Origin of the sequence: Sphingomonas vulcanisoli (assembly GCF_011761305.1) — a bacterium.
GTDB classification, from domain to species: domain Bacteria; phylum Pseudomonadota; class Alphaproteobacteria; order Sphingomonadales; family Sphingomonadaceae; genus Sphingomonas_I; species Sphingomonas_I vulcanisoli.
In genome coordinates this window covers 1-22,608 of sequence record NZ_JAAOZC010000013.1, presented here as the reverse complement: position 1 = coordinate 22,608, position 22,608 = coordinate 1, and the positions used below count along the sequence as shown (strand labels likewise).

The following is a 22,608-nucleotide window of genomic DNA, read 5'->3' as shown; positions in this document are numbered from 1 at the left end:
GTTTCAGCTCGAATTTGTAAGAAGGAAGAAAGACATGTCCGTTGCAATCCGCCTGTCGCGCGGTGGCTCCAAGAAGCGCCCTTATTATCGCATCGTCGTCGCCAATTCGCGCTCGCCCCGCGATGGCGCCTTCATCGAGAAGATCGGCACCTACAATCCGCTGCTCGGCAAGGATGACGCCAAGCGCGTGATCCTCGATGGCGAGCGCGCCAAGCATTGGTTGTCGGTCGGCGCGCAACCCACCGATCGCGTCGCCCGCTTCCTCGATGCCGCCGGCGTCAAGGAGCGCGCTGCCCGCAACAACCCCAACAAGGGCGTTCCCGGCGAGAAGGCCAAGGAGCGCGCCGAAGAGCGTGCGACCAAGGCCGCCGAAGCTGCCGAGGCCGCTGCCGCCGCCAGCGCGACACCGGCAGAGGAGCCCGTCGCGGCCGCAACCGAAGAGCCCGCGCTCGACGACGCCACCAACGAAGGTGCATCGGCCGAGGCTCCTGCCGAGGGCGCCGAGGAAACGACCGAGGTCTAAGCCTTGGCTGAGACCGACCAGACCCGTGTCACGCTGGCGGCGATCGCCGGCGCGCACGGGCTTGGCGGCGAGGTGCGGCTCAAGCTCTTCACCGAGGATCTGAGCCGATATAAGAAACTGGACGCCGCCGGGCGCACGCTGACCCTGGTCAAGCTCCGCCCCGGCTCCAACGGCGCGGTCGCGCGCTTCGCCGAAATCACCGATCGCACCGCTGCCGAGGCGATGCGGGGAACCGCGCTGACGATTTCGCGCGACGAACTGCCCCCGCTCGAAGAGGGCGAATATTATCATTCCGATGTCATCGGCCTGCCCTGCGTGACCGACGCGGGCGTGCCGATCGGCACCGTCGTCGCGATCGAAAATTTCGGCGCGGGTGACGTGATCGAAATCGAAAAGCCCGACGGCAAACGCTTCATGGTCCCGATGCGCACGCCGGCCGTTCCCGAATGGTCGCTGGAACGCCTGGTGGTGGACGCGGCCTTCGTCGAATAGTATATACGGTGCGTATATACGGAGACTCGCGATGGGCGAAGAATATCGGGCGAAGGTTTTCAAGTCCGGCAATTCGGTGGCGCTGCGTCTTCCGAAGGCGCTCGGCCTGACCGAAGGCACCGAAATGACGCTACGTGAGGAGCAGGGCCGCTACATCGTCGAGCCCGTCGAGAAATCCAAGCGCAAGTTCAACATCGATAAGGTTTGGGGGATCGGAAAGGATCTCGGTCTGCAGCTGATCGCTCCCGAAGATCGGGTTTTCGAGCATCGACCGTTGATCTGGGAGGACCCGGAATGGATGGCCGCGCTTCCCAAGTCTGCATCGTGAAGTTTCTTCTCGACAGCAACATCATCATCAAAGCCATCACCGCATCGAATGCATCGCTGCGTGAGCGGCTCGCGATGTGCGACGAAGGCGATCTTGTAACCTCGGCCATCGTCTATGCCGAGGTCGCGCACGGATCTGAGCATGGCAAGCCGCCGCCGGTTCACATCCTCGATGCTTTCCTGGAGGATATTCCCGTGTTGCCCTTCGATGAAGCAGCCGCGTCCGCCTATTCGAAACTGTCCTTTGTTCGTGCCAGCTATGATCGTCTGATTGCGGCCCACGCTGTCGCGCTCGGGCTGACGGTGATCACGGACAACATTCGCGATTTTGACGATGTAGCGGGTTTGCCCGTCGAAAACTGGACGCTGCCCCTATGACCCTCGAAACGCTCTTCCTCATTGTCATCCCCGCCTATCTAGCGATCGTCGCTTATGGGCAGGTCGGCGCGCGGCGGCGGGGGCTGGCGCCGAAGATGCGCGCGATGACGGGGGCGTTGCGGGTGCTCTTGCCACCGGTAGCGATATTCGTCGCTCTGCTCTCGACCGGGGATGCGCTCCTGATCATGGGCTGGGGGATGGTGACGCTGGGCATGGCGGTGGCGGGCGCGATCGTCGCGGGGCTGGTCGAGGTGGTTGCGCCCAAGGTCGGCGCGTGACGTTCGCCGCTTCCGTCCTCACGCTCTATCCGGAGATGTTTCCGGGGCCGCTGGGCGTCAGCCTTGCGGGGCGGGCTTTGGCCGAGGGTAAGTGGTCGCTCGATACCGTCCAGATCCGCGATTTCGCCACGGACAAGCATCGCTCGGTGGACGATACGCCGGCCGGCGGAGGCGCGGGGATGGTGTTGCGGGCGGACGTGCTGGCGGCGGCGATCGATAGCGTCGCCGACGAACGGCCGATCCTCGCCCTCACGCCGCGCGGCGCTCCGCTCACCCAGGACCGCGTCCGCACCCTCGCACAAGGCCCAGGCGCAATCCTCCTCTGCGGCCGTTTCGAGGGGTTCGACGAGCGCATTTTTGAAGCTCGCGCGATGGAGGAAGTCTCGATCGGCGATTACGTGCTTTCCGGTGGCGAAATGGCGGCGCTCGTCCTGCTCGATGCTTGCGTTCGGCTGCTTCCCGGCGTAATGGGCGCGGCTTCCAGTGGGGATGAGGAAAGCTTCGAAAGCGGCCTCCTCGAATATCCGCACTATACCCGCCCCATCGAATGGGAAGGGCGCACGATCCCTGAAGTGCTGCGATCGGGGGATCATGCGAAGATCGCGGCCTGGCGAAAGCACGAGGCCGAGATCGTCACACGGTTACGGAGACCGGATCTTTGGGAGCGCCATGTTGGTGCTCGGGTCCAGCCTCCCTCTGGCGCGCGGCAAAAGAAGGACGAATGAGATGAACCTCATCCAGCAGCTCGAGGCCGAGCAGATTGCGGCGCTGTCCGCCAAGCGCGCCATTCCCGAATTCCGCCCCGGCGATACGCTGAAGGTCGGCGTGCGCGTCGTCGAAGGCGAGCGCACCCGCGTCCAGGCCTATGAGGGCGTGTGCATCGCGCGCTCCAACAAAGGCATGGGCAGCAGCTTCACCGTACGCAAGATTTCGTTCGGCGAGGGCGTCGAGCGCGTCTTCCCGCTCTATTCGCCGAACATCGATTCGATCGAGGTCGTCCGCAAGGGCGCCGTCCGCCGCGCCAAGCTCTATTATCTGCGCTCGCGCCGCGGCAAGTCGGCCCGCATCGCCGAACGCCGCGACGATCGCCCGCAGGCCGCCGCCGAATAAGGGTCGGTTTCAGTCGAGATCAGAGAGGGCGTCGCCGAGAGGCGGCGCCCTTTTTATTTATCAAGGCATCGTGACTGCGACCCAAGCACCGATGGCGGCAAACAAAAGCCAAGAGCCGCCTGCGATCTTGAAAAGCGTCGGCTGAGTTCTCCTATCGAAGGAGGAAATTTTGGCGGGCATTCGCCCCGTCCGGATGCCGTAAGCAAACACACCGACACAAAAGACAGTGAAAGCCGCAAAATACCAACGATCGCTCATCCGAGTCAGGCCCGATCCAGCCGCCGCCCTACCGCAACGAACCCTGTGATCAGCCATGGCACCAGCATGATCGACAGCACCACCTTGGTCAGCATCTGGCCGGCCATCAGCGCCAGGATCGGACGCTCGCCATAGAAACTGATGCTGATGAACAGCACGGTATCGACGATCTGGCTGACCGCGCTGGCGATCATGCCGCGGAACCACACCAGCCGCCCGGCGCCCTCCTGCCCCTTGAGCCGGGAGAAGATCAGCACGTTGAGCGTCTGCGAGATGCCGTAGGAAACCAGCCCCGCCAGCATCATCCGCGCGCCTTGCCCGACAACGATCGGGAAGGCGGTGATCGCGGGCGGATACATGCCCGGGTCGGTCGGCAGTGCCAGAACGAGCTGGATCAGCCCGGCAGCGACCAGCATCGGCAGGAAGCCCCAGCGCACCAGCTGATCGGCCACCTTCTGACCGTGCAGTTCGGTGATCGCGCTGCCCATCACGACGAGCAGCAGGAAAGCGAAGATCCCCGCCTCCACCGCCAATGGCCCCAGCGCCACCTGCTTCACCCCGAGCACGCCCGCGATGCAGACCATGCCGCCATAGAAAAGCGCGAAGACGAAGAGCGAGCGGGGGATCGTGCCGGTGGGGGTTTCCATGGGGGGAGCGTAACGGCTGTCTTCTCCTTCGTCACCCCGGACTTGTTCCGGGGTCCACTCCACCACGAATGCCGGAGCCTGAGGATGGGTGGATGCCGGAACAAGTCCGGCATGACGGGTCTCTGCGGTTAACCGACTTTACCACCCGTTAACCTTGTTTAGCGCAATGGTAGGGCCGGTTAATAGCAAATGGGGCCGCTGCTCGTGTCGTTAGAGCGTATCAGTAATGGCTTAACCACCGTGCGCGATGACGTGCGCGCGGCGATCGGGCAGGCGGCGGAGCGGACCGGGGTCGCTTTCTCCTATCTGCTCGCGCAGGCCAAGAGCGAGAGCGGGCTCGATCCGGGCGCCAAGGCGGCGTCCTCCAGCGCCAGCGGGCTTTACCAGTTTCTCGATCAGAGCTGGCTGGCGATCGTCAAGAAACATGGCGCCGAACATGGCATGGGCTGGGCGGCGGATGCCATCAGCGCCAAGTCCGGCGGCGGCTTCACGGTCGATCCCGCCTATCGCCAGGCGGTGATGGGATTGCGCGAGCAGGCCGGACCCGCGGCGCTAATGGCTGGCGCCTACGCCGCGGACAATGCGCAGGGGTTGGGCCGTGTGCTGGGCCGCGCCGCCAACGCGACCGACCTCTACTTCGCGCACTTTCTCGGCCTCGGCGGCGCGAGCAAATTCCTGACGGCGGCGGGGAGCAATCCCGATGCCACGGCCGCATCGCTGTTCCCGCGCGAGGCGGGGGCCAACCGATCGATCTTCTACGAGCATGACGGCAGCGCGCGCTCGCTGGGCGAGGTCTATGCGCTGATGGGACGCAAGCTCAGCAATGCCGGCGCGGATGACGATGCCGTCGCGGCGGGTCCGCCGACGATGCTGGCGAGCGCGCCGCAATCGGGCGTGGGCCTCCAACTCGCGGCGCTGGAAGCGAGCGACGGCGGCGAAGGTCAGGCCAATGGCGGCGGCGATGTCGCGGCGGCGCTAGCAGCGCTTCAGCACAATCAGATCAATGTGCTGCGGCCGACACCCGCACAGGCGAAGCTGGCCTATCTGATGCTGTCCGCGCCGAGCGTGTAACCTTCAGCCCCTCCCCTTCAGGGGAGGGGTTGGGGTGGGGACTTCATTCACCCGTCGCGCTTCCAGTAGAGAAACTCCCCCACCCCCAATTCCTCCCCTTCAGGGGAGGGGCTTTACCCGATCGCCGCCCAGGCTTCGGAAATATCGTTGATAATGTCCCGGGCATCCTCGATCGCCTTGCCCCGCGCGTCGCCCTGGGTGCCGAGCAGGCGTCGCGCCTCGCGGTAGATCTTGCCCAGCGTGTCCGCGATCTCGCCGCCGCGTTCATAGTCCAGGCCGGTCTCCAGCCCATGCAGCATCGAAAGCGCGCGCGCCTGCACGGTGAGGCTGCGGCCGCGATCGCCTGCGCGCTCGGCGGCGGCCATCGTGGCGAGCGCCTTTTGCAATTCCTCGAACAGGATAAGGATCAGCCCATGCGGACTGGCGCCTTCGACGCGCGCCTTGACGTCGACTTCGGAATAGCGCGCATAGGCGGCCATCATGCGGTTGGGTGCGGCAAACATCAGCTCGATTTATTCCATTGGGCGATCTGCTGGGTGAGATAGCTCTGGGTGGATTTGTAGGCGGAGACGGCGGTGTTCATCGCGGTGAATTGCGATGTCAGCCGGGTTTCGTAATTGGTCTTGTCGCTGGTCAGCTTGGTCTGCTGGTCGGCAAGCGTGCTCTTCTGCGTCTGCAGCCGGGTGCTGATCGTGGCGAGCAGGCCGGTGGACGCGGTCAGCGAATCGACGATCGCCTGCAGCGCGCCGCCGATGCCGGGATCGACGGTGATCGTGGCGCTGGCGACAGTGCCCTGCGGCTGGATCACCAGCCCCGCGGCATCGGCGACGGGCGACGCCGCGAGCAGCACGCCATCGGGCTGCCCCGAGAGATTGCCGATCGATCCCGACGGCGGCGTGCTGCCGTTCGCAGGCACGATGTTGGTCAGCGTATAGGTGCCCGCCTTGGCCGCGCCCATCGCGCTGGTGATCTTGATCAGTGCGCTGCTGGAATGCTGCGTGGGGTTGAACAGCGCCTCAACGCCATCGGGATACTTGCTCAGCATAGTGGCGAGCTGGGTGCTATCGACGCTGAGCGTGCCGTCCCGGCCCGTCTGGACGCCGATCTCGGCGAGCGTCGAGGGACCGCCCGATGTGTTGAGCGTGGTCGATGTCAGCCGCGACAGCTGGGTCATGATCATGCGGACGCTGCTGTCGCCGGAGAAGAGGCCTGCGCTGGTCGAACCGGTCGAATAGGCGGTGTCGGTCGCCAGCTCGGATTGCAGGGTGTTGTATGCGGAAACGAAATCGTTGACCGCTGCGGTGATGGCGTCGGTCGGGCGCGTCGCACCGAGCGAAACCGTCTCGTCCGGCGCGGCTTTGACCAGGCTGAGCGTGACGCCGGAGATCAGATCGCTGATCGTGTTGGTTGATCGGCTGACATCGACGCCGTCGAGATTGACGATCGCATCCTGCGCGGCCTGCGCCTGCGTCATGCCGGTGGTGACGGTGTTGCCGTTGCCGTCGGTGCTCGTGATCGGCGGATATTGCAGCGCGCCCAGCGCCGTGTCCGATCCGCTGGTGGGCGCGATCGTGAAGGCGTTGGCGGCGCCGGTGGTGCTCTTGATCTGCAGGCGCGCGCCGGTCGAATCGGTAACGATCGCGGCGGTGACCCCGGCGTTCGCGGCGTTGATCGCGCTCGCGATGCCCGAAAGCGTATCGTTGGAGCTATCGAGCGTGACCTGGGTAGTCTTGGCGGTCGATCCGCTGCCGACGGTGATCGTCAGGCCGCCCGCGCCGATTACGGTGGAAGCGGTGCCGAGATAGCCCGAGACCAGGGATTGCGCCTTGGCGAGCTGCTTGACGGTAAGCTGCGCCGAGAGATTGCCGAGCGACGCGCCCGCTTGGGCGGTGGCGGTCAGTACGCTGGTATCCGAGCTCGATGGCTGGGTGCGCAGCGTGCCGCCGGAAATCAGAGTGTTCAACGAGGTCTTGAAGGTCGAGAGCGCGCTGCTGAGTGTCGCCAGTTCGGAAACCTGCGCGCTGTTCGTGGTCTGCGCATTGGTGATCGATGTCTGCTTGTCGCCATAAGTGGCGGCGGAAAGATTGGTGACCAGCGATGCCGTGTCCACGCCCGATCCGGCATTCAGCGCCGTCAGAATCTGCGCGCCCGCCGACGCGGTCGTCGCCGTCGTCGAATTCGTCGACGCGGGGCTCGTCGTGGAGGGGGTGGCGGTTGTCGTCGTCATGGGCTCTGCCTTGGTAACGGCGGCTGCGGCCCCCGCTTAATCGCCCCTTGATGAAGGATCGTGGTTAAGAAGCGGTTGCGCGGCCCTGTTCATCGAAGTGCGCGTCCGGCGGCACGTCGATCTTGGGCTGGACGATCCCCTCGGCCATTGCGCGATCGAGATTGAAGACGAAGGCGAGGATGGTGGCGACCGCGATATAGAGATCTTCGCGCACCAATTGGCCCGCGCGCGAGGTGAAATAAATCGCGCGGGTGAGCTGCGGGTAGCTGAGGATGGGCACCGCATCGGCATCGGCGAGTTCGCGGATTGCGCGCGCGGTCTCGTCCCGGCCCTTGGCGACCACGATCGGCGCGGCATCGAAGCCGGGGCGGTAGCGCAGCGCCACCGCGAAATGGGTAGGGTTGGTCAGAACGACGGTCGCTTCCTTGACCGCCTTGCGCGCCGATTTGGAGAGCATCTCGCGCCGCTTCGATTTCTGCGCACCCTTGGCCTCTGGGTTGCCTTCGGTCTGCTTATGCTCGTCCTTGATCTCCTGCTTGCTCATCCGCAGGCGCCGGGCGCGCTGGATCAGCTGCATCGGGATATCCGCGCCGGCGATCGCGACTAGGCCGCTCGCCATGACGAGAAAGGCGAAGGTGAAGCTCTGGCCGATCGCCGCGTAGGTGGCGCGCGGATCGCCACGGCCAGTGCCGAGCAGATCGGGCATGCGGGATTTCAGCAGCCAGTAAGCGACCACGCCCAGCACGCTGACCTTGAGGATCGCCTTGCCGAGTTCGGTCAGCCCCTGCAGGCCGAACATGCACTGGATGCCGTTGATCGGATTAAGCTTCGCACCCTTGAAGCCGATCGCCCCCCAGCGAAAGCCGAGCGAGCCGAGCATCGCGGGCGTCCCGACCGCGGCGACCAATGTCATCGCCAGCAGCGTGGCAAGCGGCAAGGCGACCGGAACCATGAGGGAGATGATCGCACCGCCGGGATTGAAGCCCTCGACCACGCCATGATCGAAGGTCAGCCCCTGCTGGATCACCTTTTCGCAGGAGCGCACCATCCACGGGCCCGCCATCGCCGCCCACACCGCGCCCGAGAGTACGACCAGTGCAGTGCCGAGCTCTTTGGATTGGAGAACATCGCCCTTTTCGGCCGCGTCCTTGCGGCGCTTGGCGGTTGGGGCTTCTGTCTTGTCCTGTCCATTATCGGCCATGCCGCGCAGTGTGACGGCGGATGGTTAACGGATCGCAAAGGAAGGTATCGGAAGCGTTACTTACCCACCGCCAAAGCCTGTGCTTCGTCCAGACCGCGCTCGATCGCGGCCTGTATGCCCTCGCCGATCGCGGGCGCGGCGATGGCGAGCAGGATGATCGCCGCGAGCAAAGTGGCGGGCAGGCCGACCGCGAAGATGTTCATCGCCGGCGCCGAACGCGCCAGCAGCGCCATGATGATCTGGACGAGGATCAAGGCGAAGCCCACCGGCAGCGCGATCGCCAGCCCCATCGCGAAGATCTCGCCGCCGAACATGACCAGCCCGCGCAAGCTCTCCATCGCCGGCCAAGCCCCGCCGACGGGCAGCGCATGATAGCTTTCGACGATGATCCTGGCGAGGATCAGGTGGCCCCCGATTGAGAGGAAGAGGAAGGTCGCCAGGATCGAGAGGAATTGCGCGACTGCGGTCGAGGGCGCGTTGCTGTGCGGATCGATCATCGATGCGAAGCCAAGGCCCGAGGCGTTGCCGATCGTCTCGCCCGCCAACAGCGCGGCGGAGAAACCAATCTGCACGGCGAATCCCATCGCCGCGCCGGCCAGAACCTCGCCCAGGATCATCGCGAAACCTGCGACAGACGTGACGCCGTCGGGCGGCAGGAAGAACGGCGTCGTCGCATAGCCTGCCATCCCGATCGCCAGTGATATGACGAGGCGGAGCTGCACGGGCACCGCCGCCATCCCGAACAAAGGCGCCGCGAAGAATGCCGCACCGGGCCGGATCATCGCCACCAGCCAAAGCCACATCTGGCCCTCGAGCCCCGCGAAAGCGGCGGGCATCACAGTCCCCTCTCCCCGCTGGCGGGGAGAGGGTTAGGGAGAGGGGGAATCCTGGAAGACCCAGCACGCCGCGAGCCTCGCCCGTAGCCCCCTCTCCCCGACCCTCTCCCCTGAAGGGGAGAGGGGGATTTGGCGCTCAATGCACCAGCTCCGGGATGCGGGCGAAGATGTCCTTGGTGAAGTCCGCGATCAGATACAGGATCGCGCCGCCGAACAGTGCCAGACAGGCGCCGACGACGATCAGCTTCGGTATGAAGCTTAGGGTCTGTTCGTTGATGGAGGTTGCCGCCTGGATCATGCTGACAATCAGGCCGGTAATCAGCGCCGGGATCAGGATCGGCGCGGAGCAGAGCGCCAGCACCCACAAAGCCTGCTGGGCGACGCCGATGAAATAATCTGGAGAGGCGGCGGTTTCCATGCGCTTACCCAATTCCGTTCGTGTCGAACGTCGCTCGGGATAAACGGAGCACGAGAGCCCTCACTGGAAGCTCGCCGCCAAACTGCCCATCGTCAGCGCCCAGCCATCGACCAGCACGAACAACAGCAGCTTGAACGGCATCGAGATGATTGCCGGACTAAGCATCATCATGCCCAGCGCCATCAGCGTGGATGCCACCACCAGATCGATCACCAGGAAGGGCAGGAAGATCAGGAAGCCGATCTGGAACGCGGTCTTGAGTTCGGAGGTCACGTAAGCGGGCAGCAGGATCGTGAAGGGCACGTCCTCGGGCTTGGCGAACTTTGGTGCCTTGGCCATGTCTGCGAAGAGCTTGAGATCGGTCTGGCGGGTCTGGCGGATCATGAAGCCGTGCAAGACCGCGCCACCTCGGCTGATCGCCTCCTCGATCGGGATCTGGCCCGCGCCATAGGGCTTGTAGGCGGTCTGATTGATCTGATCGATCGCCGGCCGCATCACGAACATCGACAGGAACAGGGCCAGACCGACGAGCACCTGGTTGGGCGGCGTCTGCGCGAGGCCGAGCGCCTGGCGGAGCAGCGACAGTACGATGATGATCCGCGTGAAGCTGGTCATCATCAGCAGCAGCGACGGCAGCACCGTCAGCAGGCTCATCAGCAGCAGGATCTGCAGCGAGAGCGACAGAGGTTGGCCGGTGCCGCCGATCGTCTTCATCGCCCGATCGATTCCCCCGGAAGGATTGGCGGGCGGTGCAGCGGCGGCCTGGGCAAAGGCGGGGTGCGCCAGAACGAAAGCGACGGCGAAGGTGACGATCAGGGCGAGCAGCGCCCGCACTACGACTGGGCGCACCATCCTATTCGTCATCCGGCAGCGCGAACTTGGGGGCGTCGGCCTCGGCGATGCGATCCACGCGCCCGCGAGAGACCGCGATCAGGTAACGCTTGCCCGCGAACTCCACCACCGCGAGCCGGCTCAGCGGCCCCATCGGCAGCGCATCGATCACCTTCAGCGCGCGTTCGCGCTGGCCGAAGGAAACGCCCGGCTGCATCCGCCGATAAAGCCAAAGCGAGAAGACCGCGAGGCCGCAAACCAGCAGGAGAAGGGGAATCAGCCGAACAAGGTAATCGAGCATCATGTGCGGCGTTCAATTCCTCCCAGCCGCGCCTCGGTGGCCACGACATCGACCACCCTTATGCCGAACTTGTTTCCCACAGTCACGACCTCGCCGCGCGCCACCAACGTGCCGTTGACGAGAATGTCGAGCAGCTCATTCGCCTGGCGGTCCAGCTCGACAACGCTGCCCTCGGCCAAGTCCATCAGACTGGCCAGCTTCATCGACGTGGAACCCACCTCCACCGACAGGCGCAGAGGAATATCCGCGAGCAGCCGGTAGTTGCGACCGCCGAACAGGGCCTCGGACGGAAGGGCGGGCGCTTCGCTCATGTCACTCATATCGGTCAATTCCGTCCAATCTTTTCAATCAACATGGCGGCGCGTCCTTCCTGCTCGCCGATCGTGCCCGCCGCCACTTGCCGCGAAGCAACGAGCAGCGGGGTGCGATCGGTCAGCTGGATCGGGATGACGTCGCCCACTTTCAGGGCCATCAACTGGTTCAGCGTGATCTCCGGCCGAGCGAGTACGCTGCGCACGGGCAACCGCACTTCGGAGAGCGCGCTCGAAAGCTTCGCCCGCCAGGCCTGCGCCGCGGTCGGGCTGGTGTCCTCCGCCTGATGCTGCATCCGCTCTTCGATCGGCTTGATGAGCGCGAGCGGATAGACGATTGAGACCGTGGTCGAGGCGCAGCCATCGGGCGACAGGGTGAAGCGCTGGATCACGACCTGATCCTCGCCGCGCAGGAAGCCAATATCCGCGAGCGCGGTCTCGCGCTGGACGAGGCGGGGTTCGATCGGCGCCAGCGGCTGCCATTGTTCGGCGAGCGTGGTGACGACGCGATCGAGCAGGCGCCCGAGCAGCATCTCCTCGCCGGCGGTGAATTCCTTGCGGGTGAAAGGCTCGGCCTGGCCGATGCCGCCGCCATAATAACGCTCGAGCAATGCCACCACGAATTGCGGCTCGATCGTTACCAGCATGCCGCCGTTCAGCGGATCGAGCCGATAGTGGCTGTAGCTGGTGAAGGGCGCCAGCGTATCGGTGAAATCCTCGTAGGCGCCGGTGGTGATCGGCTGAGCGATGACGCGGGTGCGCGCCGCCGCCAGCGGCTCGATCGCACCGCGCAGCGCGCGCGATACCTTCTCGCCGACGCGCTCCAGCGCATGCAGTCGCTCGCTCGGCCGCTCGCGGCGCGTGCCGAGCGCGAAGAGCTCGGGCTGCGCGGGCGCATCGCCGGAGGCCACCAGCTCTTCCAGGATCTGCGCGGCCTGATCCTCGGCCAGCGCCTCCGCCTCGCTCATTGGATCACGAAGCTCGTGAAGTAGACGTTGTCGATCCCGCCGAAGCCTTCCTGGCTCTTGAGCACATTGTTGATGGCCGCGGTCAACTGCTTGCGCAGCGCCGCCTTGCCCTGCTCGGTATTGAGCGTCTCGGCCTGCTGCTGCGCAAGCACTTCCAGCACCGCCGAGCGAACCGGCATCTCGGCGCGCTTCATATTATCGAAGACGCGATGATCGTAGAAGGTCGATACGCCGAGCCCAACCTGCAGGAAGCCATCGGTATCGCGCAGGTTGGAAGTGAAATTCTGCTCCATCGGCTGATAGCTGGCCTGATATTTGGAAGGATCGATCACCGCCGGATCGGGCGCCGAAGAGGCTTTACCGGTTTCGCTGCCGTCCTTGATCATCAGTTTGGGGCGGTTGGGATCCTCGACCGGGCCGGCATGGCCGCCGCGCCCCGCCGCCCACAGGCCGGCGCCGACGCCGCCGCCGATCAGCAAGCCGGGGGCAAGCACGAACAGGATGAGCTTCTTCATCAAGCCGCCCTTTTTCTTGGGGGCGGGGGCTGCGGCTGCATCACTCATGGCTGGTCCATTCACGCATAGAGTTCGTCATCGGATTCCTCATCCGCGACGGTCGGCTGGGTGGGAGAAAGGGGTTGGGCAGGCGCCTGCGCGAAGGCGCGGCGATCGTGGCCGCCGCCCTGCTGCTGCGCGCTCGAATGCGCCGGGCTCTGGCCCTGCGGCTGGCGCTGCTGGTCCGAATTGGTAGAGACGCTGGTCTCCTTGAGGGTCAGCCCCTGCGCGCGCGCTTCGGCGGCAAGCTTGGGCTGGGCATCGAGGATGATAGTGCGGGCGGCATCGGTATCGGTGGTCATGTGCACCGATGCCCCGTCCGCACCCTGCGTGATATCCACCTTGAGCGCGCCGAGATTCTCGGGCGAAAGCGTGAAGCTCAGGCTGCTGTTGGTGCCGCCGGTCGCCGCGATATCCTTGGCGAGGCCGTCGAGCCACTGGTTGCCGCGCGCGAGATCGAGGTGGCGGGTGATCACGGCCTCGGTCGAGCCGATATCGGCGGACTTGGCGGCGGCTGTTGCTTGGTGCGTGGCGGCGGGTGCGGTCTGCTGCTGTGGCAGCGGCGCAGCCCTATCGTCGGCGCGGTCAGGCGCCGGGCGAGGATCCATCTCCTGCGGCCGCGCTTCGGCGGTGTCGGCCTTGGCGGCGGGCGTATCAGCTTTGGATACGGCGCGGGTGGCAGCGGGCGCGGCGCGATCAAGCTTTGGCACAGTCATGCGCACTGCGCGTGCGGTCGGCCTGGCGACGATTGCTGTGGGATCGGCGGCTATGGCGAAGACTGGAGCGCTGGCCGCCGCGCCGGGAACATCGACGCTTGTCTGGACGACCGGCAGTGGGACGGCTGCGATGGCGACCGGATCGCTAGGGACCGTTTCGGGCGTGCTGGCGCTAGCCTTCACGACTGCCGGCTGCGCGGTTTCCGTGGCGATTGGGGTGCTGACGGCTGTCTCGGGCAACGCGGTATTCGCCTGACTGATCGGCGGCTGCGCGGCAACGGTGGCGGGAGAAGCGCTGGTAGCTATTTCGGGTGCTTCAGCCTCAGTCTGAACAATCGGAGGCGGGACAGTGAGAGGGGCTGCTGGAGCGTTAGGGGCCGTTCCGCGGACAGTGCCGTTGGTCTGAACGATCGACGGCGGTACGGCCATGGCCGCGGTTGTTGGGACAGCGGCGACCGCGGGCATATCCGGCGGCGACGGCGCGGTATTGACCGGCGCTCTCGCCATTTGGGCGAGCGCTGCGATTGACGTCTGCGTCGCCGGGGCCGCGGCCTGCTGATCGTCTGGGACGGTCGGCGTGATCACGGGTGCGGCGGTCGGCGCTCGGAGCACGATCGGCGGGGCAGCGGTAGCGGCCGCATCGGAAGCCGAAGTTTTGATTGATACCGAAGCCGGCGCGGGAACCACCGCGGCCACCAGGGGAATCGCCGGCTGCGGCGCCGATGCGGGGATCAACAGGGCGAGCAGCGCATCCGAATCGCTCGTGCCGTCGCTATCGTCTTTCGCGTCGCCATTGTCGCCGGTCTTCTCGGCGACGTCCGCCAATTTCGGCTCATCGGCATTGGCAGCGACGGGTAGCGCCGCCGCAGGCGTGGCGATTACGGATGGAGAAGCAGCCGCCATCAGCGCCGTGAACACATCGGTCGCGCCCTTCGCGGACGTCGCCGCGGCGGATACGGCAGGTGCCGTCTTCGCCGCCGTGGCGACGGGCGCTGCCAGCGCGAGGGCGAGGTCAGCCACGGGGCCCGCCCTTCACCAGACCGGGGCGGAAGCTCGCGGCCATGCGCTGCTCGATCATCTTGTGCATCTCGGCGACGGCGCGGTCCTGCAGCCGTTCGGCGCCTTCGCGCGCGATGTTGGCGGTCAGCCGTTCGGCGAGGCGGAGGTCGACGGCCTGCTTGGCCGAGACGAGCTGGCGGCCGAGCCCGACGCGGGCATCATCGAGTCGCGCGCTGAGCTCACCAAGGCTGCCGAGCGTCGCGCCATTGGTCTGTGATTCGGAAACGAGGCTGTTGCGTAGGCCCGCCAGCCTTTGATCGCTGGTCTCGAGCTGCACCAGCCGGCCCTCCGCCTCGGCGGCGTTACCGACGGCCTGGAGGTGCTGAACGCGCCGCACTCTGGCGACACGGGCACGGCGTTGGGCGATGGAGCTCATGCACCGAAGTTATCCACTAACGTGGTAACCGATGCGTTAAGATCGACGGTCTCGCGCTGATCCTGGCGCAAAAAATTCAGGATGAGCTGGCGGTGCGCGACCGCCGCATCGATCGCGGGATCGCTGCCGGCCTTATAGGCGCCCATCAGGATCAGGTCGCGATTTTCCTCATAAGTGCTCCAAAGCAAACGCAAAGTGCGCGCCGCCGCGGTATGCTCGGGGCCGACAATATCGGCCATCACGCGGCTCAGCGATTTGCCGATATCGATCGCCGGGAAAACGCCCTGCTCGGCCAGCGAGCGAGTCAGCACGATATGCCCGTCGACGATCGCGCGCGCGGTATCGACAATCGGATCGTCGGTGGTGTCGTCGCCATCGGCGAGTACGGTGTAGAGCGCGGTGATCGATCCGCCGGTCAGCGCGTCGGCGCCCGCGCGCTCGATTAGGCGGGGGATCAGGCCGAGCGCGGAGGGCGGATATCCCTTCATCGTCGGCGGCTCGCCGAGGCTGAGCCCGATCTCGCGCTGGGCGTGCGCGACGCGGGTGAGCGAATCGATCAGCAGCAGCACGCGCAAACCCTGATCCCGGAAATATTCGGCGATCGCGGTGGCGCGCATCGCGGCGCGCAGGCGCAGGATCGGCGGGTGATCGGCGGGGACTGCGACCACGGCGGTCTTCGATTTGATGTCCGGGCCGATCTTGGTCGCGAGGAAATCGCTGACTTCACGGCTGCGTTCACCGACCAGGCCGACCACGATCACATCGGCTTCGGCGCCTTCGAGGATCTGCCCCATCAGCACCGATTTGCCGACGCCGGAGCCGGCGACGATCGCGATCCGCTGGCCGACGCCGGCGGTGAGCATCGCGTTGATCGCGCGGACGCCCGTATCGAACGGCTGAGTGACGCGCGCGCGATCGAGCGGATTCTGGCGCTTGCCCGCCAGCGGCCAGCGCGCCTTGGTCTGAATCGGACCGAGCCCGTCGAGAGGATGGCCCAACGCATCGACGACGCGGCCAAGCAATTGCGGCCCGACATCGACGTTGGTGCCGCGCCGATCGGGCTCGACGCGCGCGCCGCAGCTGTGCGGGGCATCGGCATCGAGCGCCATCAGCAAGGTGCGGTCGCCGCGAAAGCCGACGACCTCGGCGAGCGCGGCATGGCCATCGGCATCGATCACGCGCGCGTTGGCGCCGACCGGCTCCGGAAAACCCGTTGCCTCCAGCATCAGCCCATCGAATGAGGCAAGGCGACCGATGCGTCGTGGCTGGATCGAGCCGAGATCAACCGCCTCAAGCAGCGCCGAGGCGCGTGCAGCCAGGCTCACCGGCGGCTGGCCATCGCATCGAGCGCGGCGCGCAGCCGTTCGAGGCGGACGGCGGGGCCATCCTCGACCAGTCCGTTGGCGGTTTCTGCGACGACGGTTCCGGGCTTGAGCGAAGCATCGGGCACGATATCGAGCGGGCTCGGCACGCCCTCCATCCGCGCGACGTCCTCGGGGTGCATCCGCAGCCGGGCGGGCAAGGCTTCATCGGCGACGATCGCCGCGACGGCATGCGCGCGCTCGGCGATCACGGTTGCGTCCAGCGTCACCTCGCCGACCACCTGACGCACCAGCCGCATCACGCTTTCGGCGAGCATCGTCCCCAACGCCGCCGGCGATTCGGTGGTGAGGTTGCCGAGCGCCGCCGCCAGCCGATCGAGGCCGCCGGTATCTGCGGAGGCAGCGGCGTGGGCCGCGGCATACCCATCCTGAAAACCGCGCGCATATTCCTCGATCCCCGGATCGGGCGGCGGCGGTGCATGGAAATCGCCGACGTGCGCGCCCGGCGTGGTGGCGAAGGCGGTGAACTTGGGGCTGTTCGGGCGCGTCCAGACGGGGACGCGCTCGGCATTGTCGAAGGCTTCGGAGAAACGGCGTTCAAACATAATCATCGTCGCCCTTGCCGCCGAGGTTGATCGTGCCCTCGGCCGCGAGACGACGGGCGATGGACAGCATTTCCTTCTGCGCGATCTGGACATCGGCCATCCGCATCGGGCCCTTGTCGGTGATCGCATCCTGGATCGATTGCGCGGCGCGGCTGGACATGCAGCCGAACATGCGCGCCTTGAGCCGTTCGTCGGCGCCCTTGAGGCTGACGACGAGGATGTCGCTTTCGACCGCGCGGAGCAGCATGCCGAGATTCTTGTCGTCCAGCGCGTTGAGATTCTCGAACACGAACATCTCGTCCTCGATCGAGCGCGCGAGATTCTTGTCGAGCTTCTGCAGCGCCTTGAGGATGCGTTGTTCGGAGGCCTTGCGGCTGTTGTTGACGATCTGCGCCGCCTCGCTGACGCCGCCGCGCGGGCGGCCGATAGCGGCGGATTGGGGGCGGCGCAGCGGGCGGGTCAGCAGCCGTTCGATATCCTCGATCGCCTCGGGCGAAACGGGGCCGAGCGTCGCGACGCGCTGGATGATCGGCGTCTGCATGTCCTCGGGCAGCATCTGCAGCACCTCGGCGGCGCGCTCCGGCGCGAGATGGGCGAGGACGAGCGCGATCAGCTGCGGATGCTCGCCTTCGACCAGCGAGGCGATCGTCGCGGGCTCCATCCACTTGAGCGAATCGAGCGCCTGCGGTTGATTGACCGGGCGGATGCGGCCGAGGATCGGCGCGGCGCGATCGGGGCCGAGCGCGCGCTCCATCATGCCACGAATCTGGCTGTCGGCGGCGAAGCCCAGCGTGGTCCGGGATTTGGCGCGGCGCACGAATTCATCGAGCACCGAGTTGATCTCGCGTTCGGAGACGTCGGCGACCGAGAACATCGATGCGCCGAGCCGCTCGACCTCTTCGGGATCGAGCCGGCCGATCACTTCGGCGGCTTCCGATTCTTCGAGCAGCATCAGCATGATCGCGGCGATCTCGCTGCCGCTGGCGGGGGAGGAGTCGGTTGCCGGTACGGGGGTCTGCTCAACCATCGACGGCCCCCGGCATATCGGCGCGGATCAGATCGCGGACGACCAGCGCGGCGCGCGCCGGATCCTGACGGACGAAATTGCGGATCAGGGCGGCGCGATCCGAATAGCCCGGCGCGGCCTCGATCATGTCGAGCGTCACCGGGCGGCTGGGATCGGCGACCGCCTGATTGGCGAGCGCCGCTGCGATCTCATTGCCGATCGCCGGACGGTCGCCACCGGCGGCGCCCGCATCGGCGGGGCTGGACGCCAGCAATTTCTTGCTAAGCGGCTTCACCACCCCGAAGAAGAGGAGCAGCGCGATGATCAGGCCGGTGACGTTGCGGGCGGCGATGCCGACCCAACTCGCCTCATACCATTTCGCCTTGTCGGCGGCGGTCGTCATATCCACGAAGCTGCGCGAGGAAAGGGCGAACTGATCGCCGCGCGCCTGATCGAAGCCGACGCCGCCCTTCAACAGCTGCTCCAGCTGCGCCATTTCGGCGACACCGCGCGGCTTGGCGCCTTCCTTGAGCGCGATCGCGACGGACAGCCGCTTTATCGAGCCCACCGGATTTTTGGTGACCGAAACCTCATGCCCGAGCTGGTAGCTGCGGTCGTAATTTTCGCTGGTCTTGCTCGCGGCCGCGGCGGCGGTGGTGCCCGCTTGCGGCGTTGCGCCGGGGGCCAGGCCGGGTGTCGGCGTGGCCGAGACCTGCGGGCTGGTCGGCGGCTGGTTGGCGATCGCGCCGGGAATGCCGCCGGCGGGCGCTTGCCCGTTGGCGGCGTCGTTCGCCCAACCGCCCTGTTCGCGCGCCAGCACGGCGGTATCCTTGGGGAAACTTTCGCGCGTCGCCTGGGTCTCGGCGAAATCGAGATCGGCGTGGACTTCGCTGGTGAAGCCGTCGGCGCCGACCAAAGGCGTCAACAGCTTGGCGATCTGGTCCTGATAGCGCTGCTCGATCTTCTGCTGGAGCTCGACCTGGCGATCGGCGGCGCCATCGCCGCCGCCGTTGCGCGATAGCAGATGCCCGCTCTGGTCGACGACCGAGACATTGTCCGGCGAAAGGCCGGGCACCGAGGAGGCGATGAGATTGACGATCGCCTGCGTCTGGCCGTCGGAGAGCGCGCGGCCCTGGCGGATGCGCAGCATCACCGATGCGGAGGCGGGGGCATTGTCTCGGACGAAGACGCTCTGCTGTTCGGCGGCGAGGTGGACCTTGGCGCTTTCCACCGCATCGATCGCCTCGATCGTCCGCGCGAGATCCATCTCGCGGCTCTGGCGCAGGCGCTCTCCCTCCACCGCGCGGCTGGCGCCCATCGGCAGGCTGGAAATCAGCGAATCGCCGTCGGGCGCGCTCTTGGGCAGGCCGGCCTGGGCGAGCAGCATCTTGGCGCGGTAGTAATCGCTCTCGGAAACGCTGATCGCGCCGGTATCGCGATCGAGGCTGTACTTGATCCCGCCGCTCTTGAGCTGATCGGCCATCGCCGCCTTGTCGGCATCGCCGAGCCCGGTGAAGAGATCACGCTGCGGGCCCGTCGCGAAGGTCATCCAGGCCGAGGCAGCGATCGCCACCGCAACGAGGATGCCAAGCAACGGCAGGCTCTTCGCCACCGCCGGCTGGCGCGCGAAGGTCTTCACCCGTTCCAAAGCGGGGCCGGTCTGGGGGATGGTGACGCGGGGGGCAGCGGCGGGCGCTGTGGTAAGGGCGTTTTCGCTCATATCAGACCGGCATGCTCATGATGTCCTTGTACGCGGACAGGAGTTTGTTGCGGACTTGCAGGGTCGCCTGGAAGCCGACCGAGGCCTGCTCGCGCGCCAGCATCACCGAGGCGATATCGGTGGTCTCGCCCTTTTCGTAGGCGGTGCTGGCGGTTTCGGCCTTGGATTGGAGGCTGTTGACCTGCTGCAGCGCGCTGTTCATCGCGCCGGCAAAGCTGGTCTGTTGTGTATTTGCCTGCGCCGGATCGACAGCGCCGACGCCCGAGACGGCGGAGGACGCCGCCTTTTGCAGCGCGCTGTTCTGCTGCAGGATGGCGGAGCGCATCTGCAACAGGCTGGCGGGGGTGATCGCGGTCATCGCGCCTCTCCACCGCCGAAGCCGTTCGCCCTGAGCTTGTCGAAGGGCTGCTTCTCTTCCAGCGGAGCGCTGAAGAGAAAGGACGAGGCTTCGACAAGCTCAGCCTGACCGGAAAAGAAGGGCAGAAGGTGCATCACGCCGCCATCCGCCGCATGTCGGCGAGGCGGTAGCGGAGCGTGCGCTCGCTGATCCCCAGCCGCTCGGCAGCGCGCAGCCGGTGGCCGTTGCAGGCTTCCAGCGCCTCCTCGATCAGCCGCGCTTCGCTGGCGCGGGCGACATCGGCGAGGCGCGGGGCAGCGTTCGCAACGGCGGGGGTGGCGGTCGGCGCGGCGACGCCGGTGCGGCGGACCTGCGCGGCGGCGGCCAGCGTGCCGGCCTCGATCGCCAGATCGCTCGCCTCGATCCGGTCGCCGCTCCTGAGCAGCATCGCGCGCTGGAGGACATTGTCGAGTTCGCGGACGTTGCCCGGCCAGCCATGCGCCATCAGCCGATCGAGCGCCTGCGCGGTCGGCCAAGGGAAGGCCTCGCCGGGCTGGAAGTGGCGCAGCATCAGATTGGCGGTGATCGCGCGGACGTCGAGGCGGCGCTCGGCGAGCGGGCGCAGCATCAGCGGCATGACGTTCAGCCGCCAGTAGAGATCGGCGCGGAAGCGGCCCTCGGCGACTTCCTCGGCCAGCTCGCGGTTGGCGGCGGCGATTATGCGGACATCCACCTTGACCGGCACGGTCGCGCCGACCGGGAGCACTTCGCGCTCCTGGATGGCGCGGAGCAGTTTGGATTGCAGCGCGAGCGGCAGCTCGGCGATCTCGTCGAGCAGCAGGGTGCCGCCGTCGGCGGCACGGAACAGGCCCTCGCTGGCGCCGCCGGCGCCGGTGAAGCTGCCCTTCTGGTGGCCGAACAGAATCGCCTCGAGCATCGTTTCGGGAAGCGCGGCGCAGTTGACCGCCACGAAGGGCTTGTCGGCGCGGCGGGAGACGGTGTGGCAGAAGCGGGCGATGCCCTCCTTGCCCGTGCCGGTCTCGCCGAGGACCAGCAGGGTCGCATCCGCCTTGGCGATGCGCGCGACCAGGCTGATGAACGCTGCGCTCTCGGGCTCACCGACCGCGGGGCGTGCTTCAGGACGGACGAGTTCGGCGATCAGCGCATGGCCGAAGGCGGCGTCCTCGAAACCGAAATGGATTTCGGCGGGATGGCCATTGGCCATCGCCTTGTAGCTGGGGCCGCCATCGGTGGCGCCGACGATCAGATCGCGGTGGCGGGCGAACGACCGCTCACCAATGTCCAGGATGCGGATATCGTCGCGGTGCGCGGGCGCATCGGCGGCGATGCGGTTAACCTCGATTCCGACGCCGGCCAGCCAGGCGGCCAGCATCGGATGGTGGATCGCCGCCCCTTCGCTCAGCCCTAGGTTCGCCATGTTCGAACACCCCGATTTACAGGCCGGCGAAAATCTTACCGCCGGCTGACCAAGCAGGGTTACGTCAAGATTAACTACCAAACCCTTAAAAGGCCGAACCCTTAAAAGGAACGCGCGGGTATCACGGGTGCGCGTACCCTCGCGCATGGCCCGCACGTAAGGGATCGGGCCCTGTGCCCGCCAAATCCGGCCTTCCCGAAATTTGTAGTTAAAGCCCCCGCTAACCCTGTCGTTATCGGCTTCGTGGCGGACAAGGGCCTCTCGGTCTCGCCAGAGTTTGAGCGGGAAAGGAAAGAGTAAATGACTGTTATCAACACCAACGTGAGCGCACTCCGCGCCCAGAACGGCAGCCGGATGGCCGATGCGGCCCTCAGCCAGGCAATGCAGCGCCTGTCGAGCGGCAAGCGCATCAACAGCGCCCAGGACGACGCCGCTGGCCTTGCCATCGCCAATTCGATGACATCGCAGATCACCGGCATGAACCAGGCGATCCGTAACTCCAACGACGGCATCTCCATGGCGCAGACCGCCGATGGCGCGCTGTCCGAAGTCACCAACATGCTCCAGCGCATCCGTGAGCTGGCGGTCGAGGCTTCGAGCGGCACTTACTCTTCGAGCGACAAGACCAATCTGCAGAGCGAAGTTTCGCAGCTCGCCTCGCAGATCACCTCGGTCACGTCGAACACCAAGTTCAACGGCATCGCGCTGTTCAGCGGTGCGGCGGGCTCCTCGGGCACCGTGACGATCCAGACCGGCGCTTCGGCCTCCGACACGGTCGACATGGACTTCACGCAGCTCGATCTGTCAGCGGTGTCTTCGGTCGATCTCACCACCGGCGCATCGGCCGCGCTGACGTCGGTCGATACGCTGATCGGCACGGTTTCGGGCAAGCAGGCGAAGTTCGGCGCCGCCGAAAGCCGCCTCAACTCGGTGGTCAACAATCTGACGAGCAACGTGACCAACCTCAGCCAGGCACGCTCGCAGATCCAGGATGCGGACTACAGCACCGAGACGAGCGCGCTCGCCAAGGCACAGATCCTGTCGCAGGCTTCGACAGCGATGCTGGCCCAGGCCAATCAGAGCTCGCAGAACGTGCTCACCCTGCTGAAGTAAAGAGAGGGTCCAAGACCCCTTCCAGCGGGCTCCGGCGAGAGGGGCCAAGAGAACCCCCGGGACGCATCAGCGCCCGGGGGTTTTTGGTCTTAGGCTGTATCGACATTCAGGATTTCCATTTGGCGTGATGTCTGATTCATGAGGTACCGCGATTTGCGGGGGCATCATGGGTATCAAGCGCTACG

General features: G+C 66.1%; 30 protein-coding genes. 9 read left to right on the top strand and 21 right to left on the bottom strand.

From position 1 onward, the window contains the following. Positions 1 to 34 precede the first annotated feature (34 nt). Genes rpsP through rplS form a run of 7 tightly spaced genes read left to right on the top strand, consistent with a single transcriptional unit; the run spans position 35 to position 3,108 of the window. Entirely contained in the window at positions 35 to 523 is a 489-nt protein-coding gene (gene rpsP, locus FHS31_RS15960; protein WP_167075371.1) for a 30S ribosomal protein S16, read from the top strand. A gap of 3 nt (positions 524 to 526) precedes the next feature. Next, positions 527 to 1,015, top strand: a complete 489-nt coding sequence (gene rimM, locus FHS31_RS15955) for a ribosome maturation factor RimM (RefSeq protein WP_167075368.1) — start codon at positions 527 to 529, stop codon at positions 1,013 to 1,015. Positions 1,016 to 1,046: 31 nt separating this feature from the next. Continuing rightward, the gene (locus FHS31_RS15950; RefSeq protein ID WP_167075367.1) at positions 1,047 to 1,343 is read left to right on the top strand and encodes an AbrB/MazE/SpoVT family DNA-binding domain-containing protein; all 297 of its coding nucleotides are present in this window, start codon (positions 1,047 to 1,049) and stop codon (positions 1,341 to 1,343) included. Further along, a complete protein-coding gene (locus FHS31_RS15945; protein ID WP_208408776.1) occupies positions 1,310 to 1,720 on the top strand; it encodes a type II toxin-antitoxin system VapC family toxin in 411 nt (136 codons plus the stop codon). Before FHS31_RS15950 ends, FHS31_RS15945 begins: the two co-directional genes overlap by 34 nt. Next, on the top strand, positions 1,717 to 1,998 hold the full coding sequence (locus tag FHS31_RS15940) for a hypothetical protein (RefSeq protein WP_167075365.1): 282 nt from the start codon (positions 1,717 to 1,719) through the stop codon (positions 1,996 to 1,998). Before FHS31_RS15945 ends, FHS31_RS15940 begins: the two co-directional genes overlap by 4 nt. Next, entirely contained in the window at positions 1,995 to 2,723 is a 729-nt protein-coding gene (gene trmD, locus FHS31_RS15935) for a tRNA (guanosine(37)-N1)-methyltransferase TrmD (RefSeq protein WP_167075363.1), read from the top strand. Before FHS31_RS15940 ends, trmD begins: the two co-directional genes overlap by 4 nt. A 1-nt stretch (position 2,724) precedes the next feature. Next, complete coding sequence (gene rplS / locus FHS31_RS15930; protein WP_167075361.1) at positions 2,725 to 3,108, top strand: 50S ribosomal protein L19; 384 nt, start codon at positions 2,725 to 2,727, stop codon at positions 3,106 to 3,108. Between the two features lie 60 nt (positions 3,109 to 3,168). Here rplS and FHS31_RS15925 read toward each other — a convergent pair whose 3' ends face one another. Together FHS31_RS15925 and FHS31_RS15920 are read right to left on the bottom strand one after the other, a co-directional pair. Beyond that, complete coding sequence (locus FHS31_RS15925; RefSeq protein ID WP_167075359.1) at positions 3,169 to 3,366, bottom strand: hypothetical protein; 198 nt, start codon at positions 3,364 to 3,366, stop codon at positions 3,169 to 3,171. A 5-nt stretch (positions 3,367 to 3,371) separates the two neighbouring features. Further along, on the bottom strand, positions 3,372 to 4,013 hold the full coding sequence (locus FHS31_RS15920) for a queuosine precursor transporter (protein ID WP_167075357.1): 642 nt from the start codon (positions 4,011 to 4,013) through the stop codon (positions 3,372 to 3,374). Positions 4,014 to 4,202: 189 nt separating this feature from the next. Between FHS31_RS15920 and FHS31_RS15915 the strand changes: the two genes are divergently transcribed. Then, complete coding sequence (locus tag FHS31_RS15915; protein WP_243843519.1) at positions 4,203 to 5,084, top strand: hypothetical protein; 882 nt, start codon at positions 4,203 to 4,205, stop codon at positions 5,082 to 5,084. Between the two features lie 113 nt (positions 5,085 to 5,197). On the opposite strand, the gene FHS31_RS15910 is transcribed toward FHS31_RS15915, so the two are convergent. The 19 genes from FHS31_RS15910 to FHS31_RS15820 form a co-directional block, all read right to left on the bottom strand. Continuing rightward, entirely contained in the window at positions 5,198 to 5,587 is a 390-nt protein-coding gene (locus FHS31_RS15910; RefSeq protein ID WP_167075355.1) for a flagellar export chaperone FliS, read from the bottom strand. Next, positions 5,587 to 7,311 carry a flagellar filament capping protein FliD gene (fliD, locus tag FHS31_RS15905; RefSeq protein ID WP_243843518.1) on the bottom strand — a complete coding sequence of 575 codons (1,725 nt, stop codon included), beginning with the start codon at positions 7,309 to 7,311 and terminating at the stop codon, positions 5,587 to 5,589. The genes FHS31_RS15910 and fliD overlap by 1 nt, the downstream gene beginning before the upstream one ends. A gap of 64 nt (positions 7,312 to 7,375) precedes the next feature. After that, a complete protein-coding gene (flhB, locus tag FHS31_RS15900) occupies positions 7,376 to 8,512 on the bottom strand; it encodes a flagellar type III secretion system protein FlhB (protein WP_167075353.1) in 1,137 nt (378 codons plus the stop codon). A 56-nt stretch (positions 8,513 to 8,568) separates the two neighbouring features. Then, the gene (gene fliR / locus FHS31_RS15895) at positions 8,569 to 9,351 is read right to left on the bottom strand and encodes a flagellar biosynthetic protein FliR (protein WP_167075351.1); all 783 of its coding nucleotides are present in this window, start codon (positions 9,349 to 9,351) and stop codon (positions 8,569 to 8,571) included. A gap of 133 nt (positions 9,352 to 9,484) precedes the next feature. Continuing rightward, positions 9,485 to 9,766 carry a flagellar biosynthesis protein FliQ gene (fliQ, locus tag FHS31_RS15890; protein ID WP_167075348.1) on the bottom strand — a complete coding sequence of 94 codons (282 nt, stop codon included), beginning with the start codon at positions 9,764 to 9,766 and terminating at the stop codon, positions 9,485 to 9,487. 60 nt (positions 9,767 to 9,826) lie between these two features. Further along, complete coding sequence (gene fliP / locus FHS31_RS15885) at positions 9,827 to 10,618, bottom strand: flagellar type III secretion system pore protein FliP (RefSeq protein WP_167075397.1); 792 nt, start codon at positions 10,616 to 10,618, stop codon at positions 9,827 to 9,829. 1 nt (position 10,619) lies between these two features. Further along, on the bottom strand, positions 10,620 to 10,901 hold the full coding sequence (locus tag FHS31_RS15880) for a FliO/MopB family protein (RefSeq protein WP_208408775.1): 282 nt from the start codon (positions 10,899 to 10,901) through the stop codon (positions 10,620 to 10,622). Continuing rightward, complete coding sequence (gene fliN / locus FHS31_RS15875) at positions 10,898 to 11,218, bottom strand: flagellar motor switch protein FliN (RefSeq protein WP_167075346.1); 321 nt, start codon at positions 11,216 to 11,218, stop codon at positions 10,898 to 10,900. Before fliN ends, FHS31_RS15880 begins: the two co-directional genes overlap by 4 nt. Positions 11,219 to 11,223: 5 nt before the next feature. Continuing rightward, complete coding sequence (locus FHS31_RS15870) at positions 11,224 to 12,177, bottom strand: flagellar motor switch protein FliM (RefSeq protein WP_167075344.1); 954 nt, start codon at positions 12,175 to 12,177, stop codon at positions 11,224 to 11,226. Continuing rightward, the gene (locus tag FHS31_RS15865) at positions 12,174 to 12,692 is read right to left on the bottom strand and encodes a flagellar basal body-associated FliL family protein (protein WP_243843516.1); all 519 of its coding nucleotides are present in this window, start codon (positions 12,690 to 12,692) and stop codon (positions 12,174 to 12,176) included. The genes FHS31_RS15870 and FHS31_RS15865 overlap by 4 nt, the downstream gene beginning before the upstream one ends. Positions 12,693 to 12,751: 59 nt before the next feature. Continuing rightward, on the bottom strand, positions 12,752 to 14,467 hold the full coding sequence (locus FHS31_RS16770; protein ID WP_167075340.1) for a flagellar hook-length control protein FliK: 1,716 nt from the start codon (positions 14,465 to 14,467) through the stop codon (positions 12,752 to 12,754). Further along, complete coding sequence (locus FHS31_RS15855; protein WP_167075338.1) at positions 14,460 to 14,882, bottom strand: hypothetical protein; 423 nt, start codon at positions 14,880 to 14,882, stop codon at positions 14,460 to 14,462. Before FHS31_RS15855 ends, FHS31_RS16770 begins: the two co-directional genes overlap by 8 nt. Continuing rightward, on the bottom strand, positions 14,879 to 16,207 hold the full coding sequence (locus tag FHS31_RS15850; protein ID WP_341786387.1) for a FliI/YscN family ATPase: 1,329 nt from the start codon (positions 16,205 to 16,207) through the stop codon (positions 14,879 to 14,881). The genes FHS31_RS15855 and FHS31_RS15850 overlap by 4 nt, the downstream gene beginning before the upstream one ends. Then, the gene (locus tag FHS31_RS15845) at positions 16,204 to 16,815 is read right to left on the bottom strand and encodes a FliH/SctL family protein (RefSeq protein WP_167075336.1); all 612 of its coding nucleotides are present in this window, start codon (positions 16,813 to 16,815) and stop codon (positions 16,204 to 16,206) included. Before FHS31_RS15845 ends, FHS31_RS15850 begins: the two co-directional genes overlap by 4 nt. After that, on the bottom strand, positions 16,802 to 17,836 hold the full coding sequence (fliG, locus tag FHS31_RS15840) for a flagellar motor switch protein FliG (protein ID WP_167075334.1): 1,035 nt from the start codon (positions 17,834 to 17,836) through the stop codon (positions 16,802 to 16,804). Before fliG ends, FHS31_RS15845 begins: the two co-directional genes overlap by 14 nt. Next, positions 17,829 to 19,535 (bottom strand): flagellar basal-body MS-ring/collar protein FliF, encoded by a 1,707-nt coding sequence (gene fliF / locus FHS31_RS15835; protein WP_167075332.1) that lies wholly within the window; start codon positions 19,533 to 19,535, stop codon positions 17,829 to 17,831. The genes fliG and fliF overlap by 8 nt, the downstream gene beginning before the upstream one ends. Before the next feature lies 1 nt (position 19,536). Beyond that, positions 19,537 to 19,893, bottom strand: a complete 357-nt coding sequence (gene fliE, locus FHS31_RS15830) for a flagellar hook-basal body complex protein FliE (protein WP_167075330.1) — start codon at positions 19,891 to 19,893, stop codon at positions 19,537 to 19,539. Continuing rightward, on the bottom strand, positions 19,890 to 20,030 hold the full coding sequence (locus tag FHS31_RS15825) for a hypothetical protein (protein ID WP_167075328.1): 141 nt from the start codon (positions 20,028 to 20,030) through the stop codon (positions 19,890 to 19,892). The genes fliE and FHS31_RS15825 overlap by 4 nt, the downstream gene beginning before the upstream one ends. After that, a complete protein-coding gene (locus FHS31_RS15820; RefSeq protein WP_167075326.1) occupies positions 20,027 to 21,310 on the bottom strand; it encodes a sigma-54 interaction domain-containing protein in 1,284 nt (427 codons plus the stop codon). The genes FHS31_RS15825 and FHS31_RS15820 overlap by 4 nt, the downstream gene beginning before the upstream one ends. 300 nt (positions 21,311 to 21,610) lie before the next feature. Between FHS31_RS15820 and FHS31_RS15815 the strand changes: the two genes are divergently transcribed. Then, positions 21,611 to 22,423 (top strand): flagellin N-terminal helical domain-containing protein, encoded by an 813-nt coding sequence (locus tag FHS31_RS15815; RefSeq protein ID WP_167075324.1) that lies wholly within the window; start codon positions 21,611 to 21,613, stop codon positions 22,421 to 22,423. Positions 22,424 to 22,608 lie beyond the last annotated feature (185 nt).

Bases quoted from the DNA above. Each gene is read 5' to 3' on its own strand.
- fliF (WP_167075332.1), bottom strand. From the start codon at position 19,535: ATGAGCGAAAACGCCCTTACCACAGCGCCCGCCGCTGCCCCCCGCGTC.
- FHS31_RS15925 (WP_167075359.1), bottom strand. From the start codon at position 3,366: ATGAGCGATCGTTGGTATTTTGCGGCTTTCACTGTCTTTTGTGTCGGT.
- fliD (WP_243843518.1), bottom strand. From the start codon at position 7,311: ATGACGACGACAACCGCCACCCCCTCCACGACGAGCCCCGCGTCGACG.
- FHS31_RS15880 (WP_208408775.1), bottom strand. From the start codon at position 10,901: ATGATGCTCGATTACCTTGTTCGGCTGATTCCCCTTCTCCTGCTGGTT.
- FHS31_RS15915 (WP_243843519.1), top strand. From the start codon at position 4,203: ATGGGGCCGCTGCTCGTGTCGTTAGAGCGTATCAGTAATGGCTTAACC.
- rpsP (WP_167075371.1), top strand. From the start codon at position 35: ATGTCCGTTGCAATCCGCCTGTCGCGCGGTGGCTCCAAGAAGCGCCCT.
- rplS (WP_167075361.1), top strand. From the start codon at position 2,725: ATGAACCTCATCCAGCAGCTCGAGGCCGAGCAGATTGCGGCGCTGTCC.
- FHS31_RS15865 (WP_243843516.1), bottom strand. From the start codon at position 12,692: ATGAAGAAGCTCATCCTGTTCGTGCTTGCCCCCGGCTTGCTGATCGGC.
- FHS31_RS15820 (WP_167075326.1), bottom strand. From the start codon at position 21,310: ATGGCGAACCTAGGGCTGAGCGAAGGGGCGGCGATCCACCATCCGATG.
- FHS31_RS15945 (WP_208408776.1), top strand. From the start codon at position 1,310: ATGGATGGCCGCGCTTCCCAAGTCTGCATCGTGAAGTTTCTTCTCGAC.
- fliE (WP_167075330.1), bottom strand. From the start codon at position 19,893: ATGACCGCGATCACCCCCGCCAGCCTGTTGCAGATGCGCTCCGCCATC.
- FHS31_RS15870 (WP_167075344.1), bottom strand. From the start codon at position 12,177: ATGAGCGAGGCGGAGGCGCTGGCCGAGGATCAGGCCGCGCAGATCCTG.
- flhB (WP_167075353.1), bottom strand. From the start codon at position 8,512: ATGGCCGATAATGGACAGGACAAGACAGAAGCCCCAACCGCCAAGCGC.
- FHS31_RS15940 (WP_167075365.1), top strand. From the start codon at position 1,717: ATGACCCTCGAAACGCTCTTCCTCATTGTCATCCCCGCCTATCTAGCG.
- FHS31_RS15815 (WP_167075324.1), top strand. From the start codon at position 21,611: ATGACTGTTATCAACACCAACGTGAGCGCACTCCGCGCCCAGAACGGC.
- FHS31_RS15950 (WP_167075367.1), top strand. From the start codon at position 1,047: ATGGGCGAAGAATATCGGGCGAAGGTTTTCAAGTCCGGCAATTCGGTG.
- FHS31_RS15845 (WP_167075336.1), bottom strand. From the start codon at position 16,815: ATGATTATGTTTGAACGCCGTTTCTCCGAAGCCTTCGACAATGCCGAG.
- FHS31_RS15920 (WP_167075357.1), bottom strand. From the start codon at position 4,013: ATGGAAACCCCCACCGGCACGATCCCCCGCTCGCTCTTCGTCTTCGCG.
- FHS31_RS15855 (WP_167075338.1), bottom strand. From the start codon at position 14,882: ATGAGCTCCATCGCCCAACGCCGTGCCCGTGTCGCCAGAGTGCGGCGC.
- fliN (WP_167075346.1), bottom strand. From the start codon at position 11,218: ATGAGTGACATGAGCGAAGCGCCCGCCCTTCCGTCCGAGGCCCTGTTC.
- fliP (WP_167075397.1), bottom strand. From the start codon at position 10,618: ATGGTGCGCCCAGTCGTAGTGCGGGCGCTGCTCGCCCTGATCGTCACC.
- FHS31_RS15910 (WP_167075355.1), bottom strand. From the start codon at position 5,587: ATGTTTGCCGCACCCAACCGCATGATGGCCGCCTATGCGCGCTATTCC.
- fliG (WP_167075334.1), bottom strand. From the start codon at position 17,836: ATGGTTGAGCAGACCCCCGTACCGGCAACCGACTCCTCCCCCGCCAGC.
- fliQ (WP_167075348.1), bottom strand. From the start codon at position 9,766: ATGGAAACCGCCGCCTCTCCAGATTATTTCATCGGCGTCGCCCAGCAG.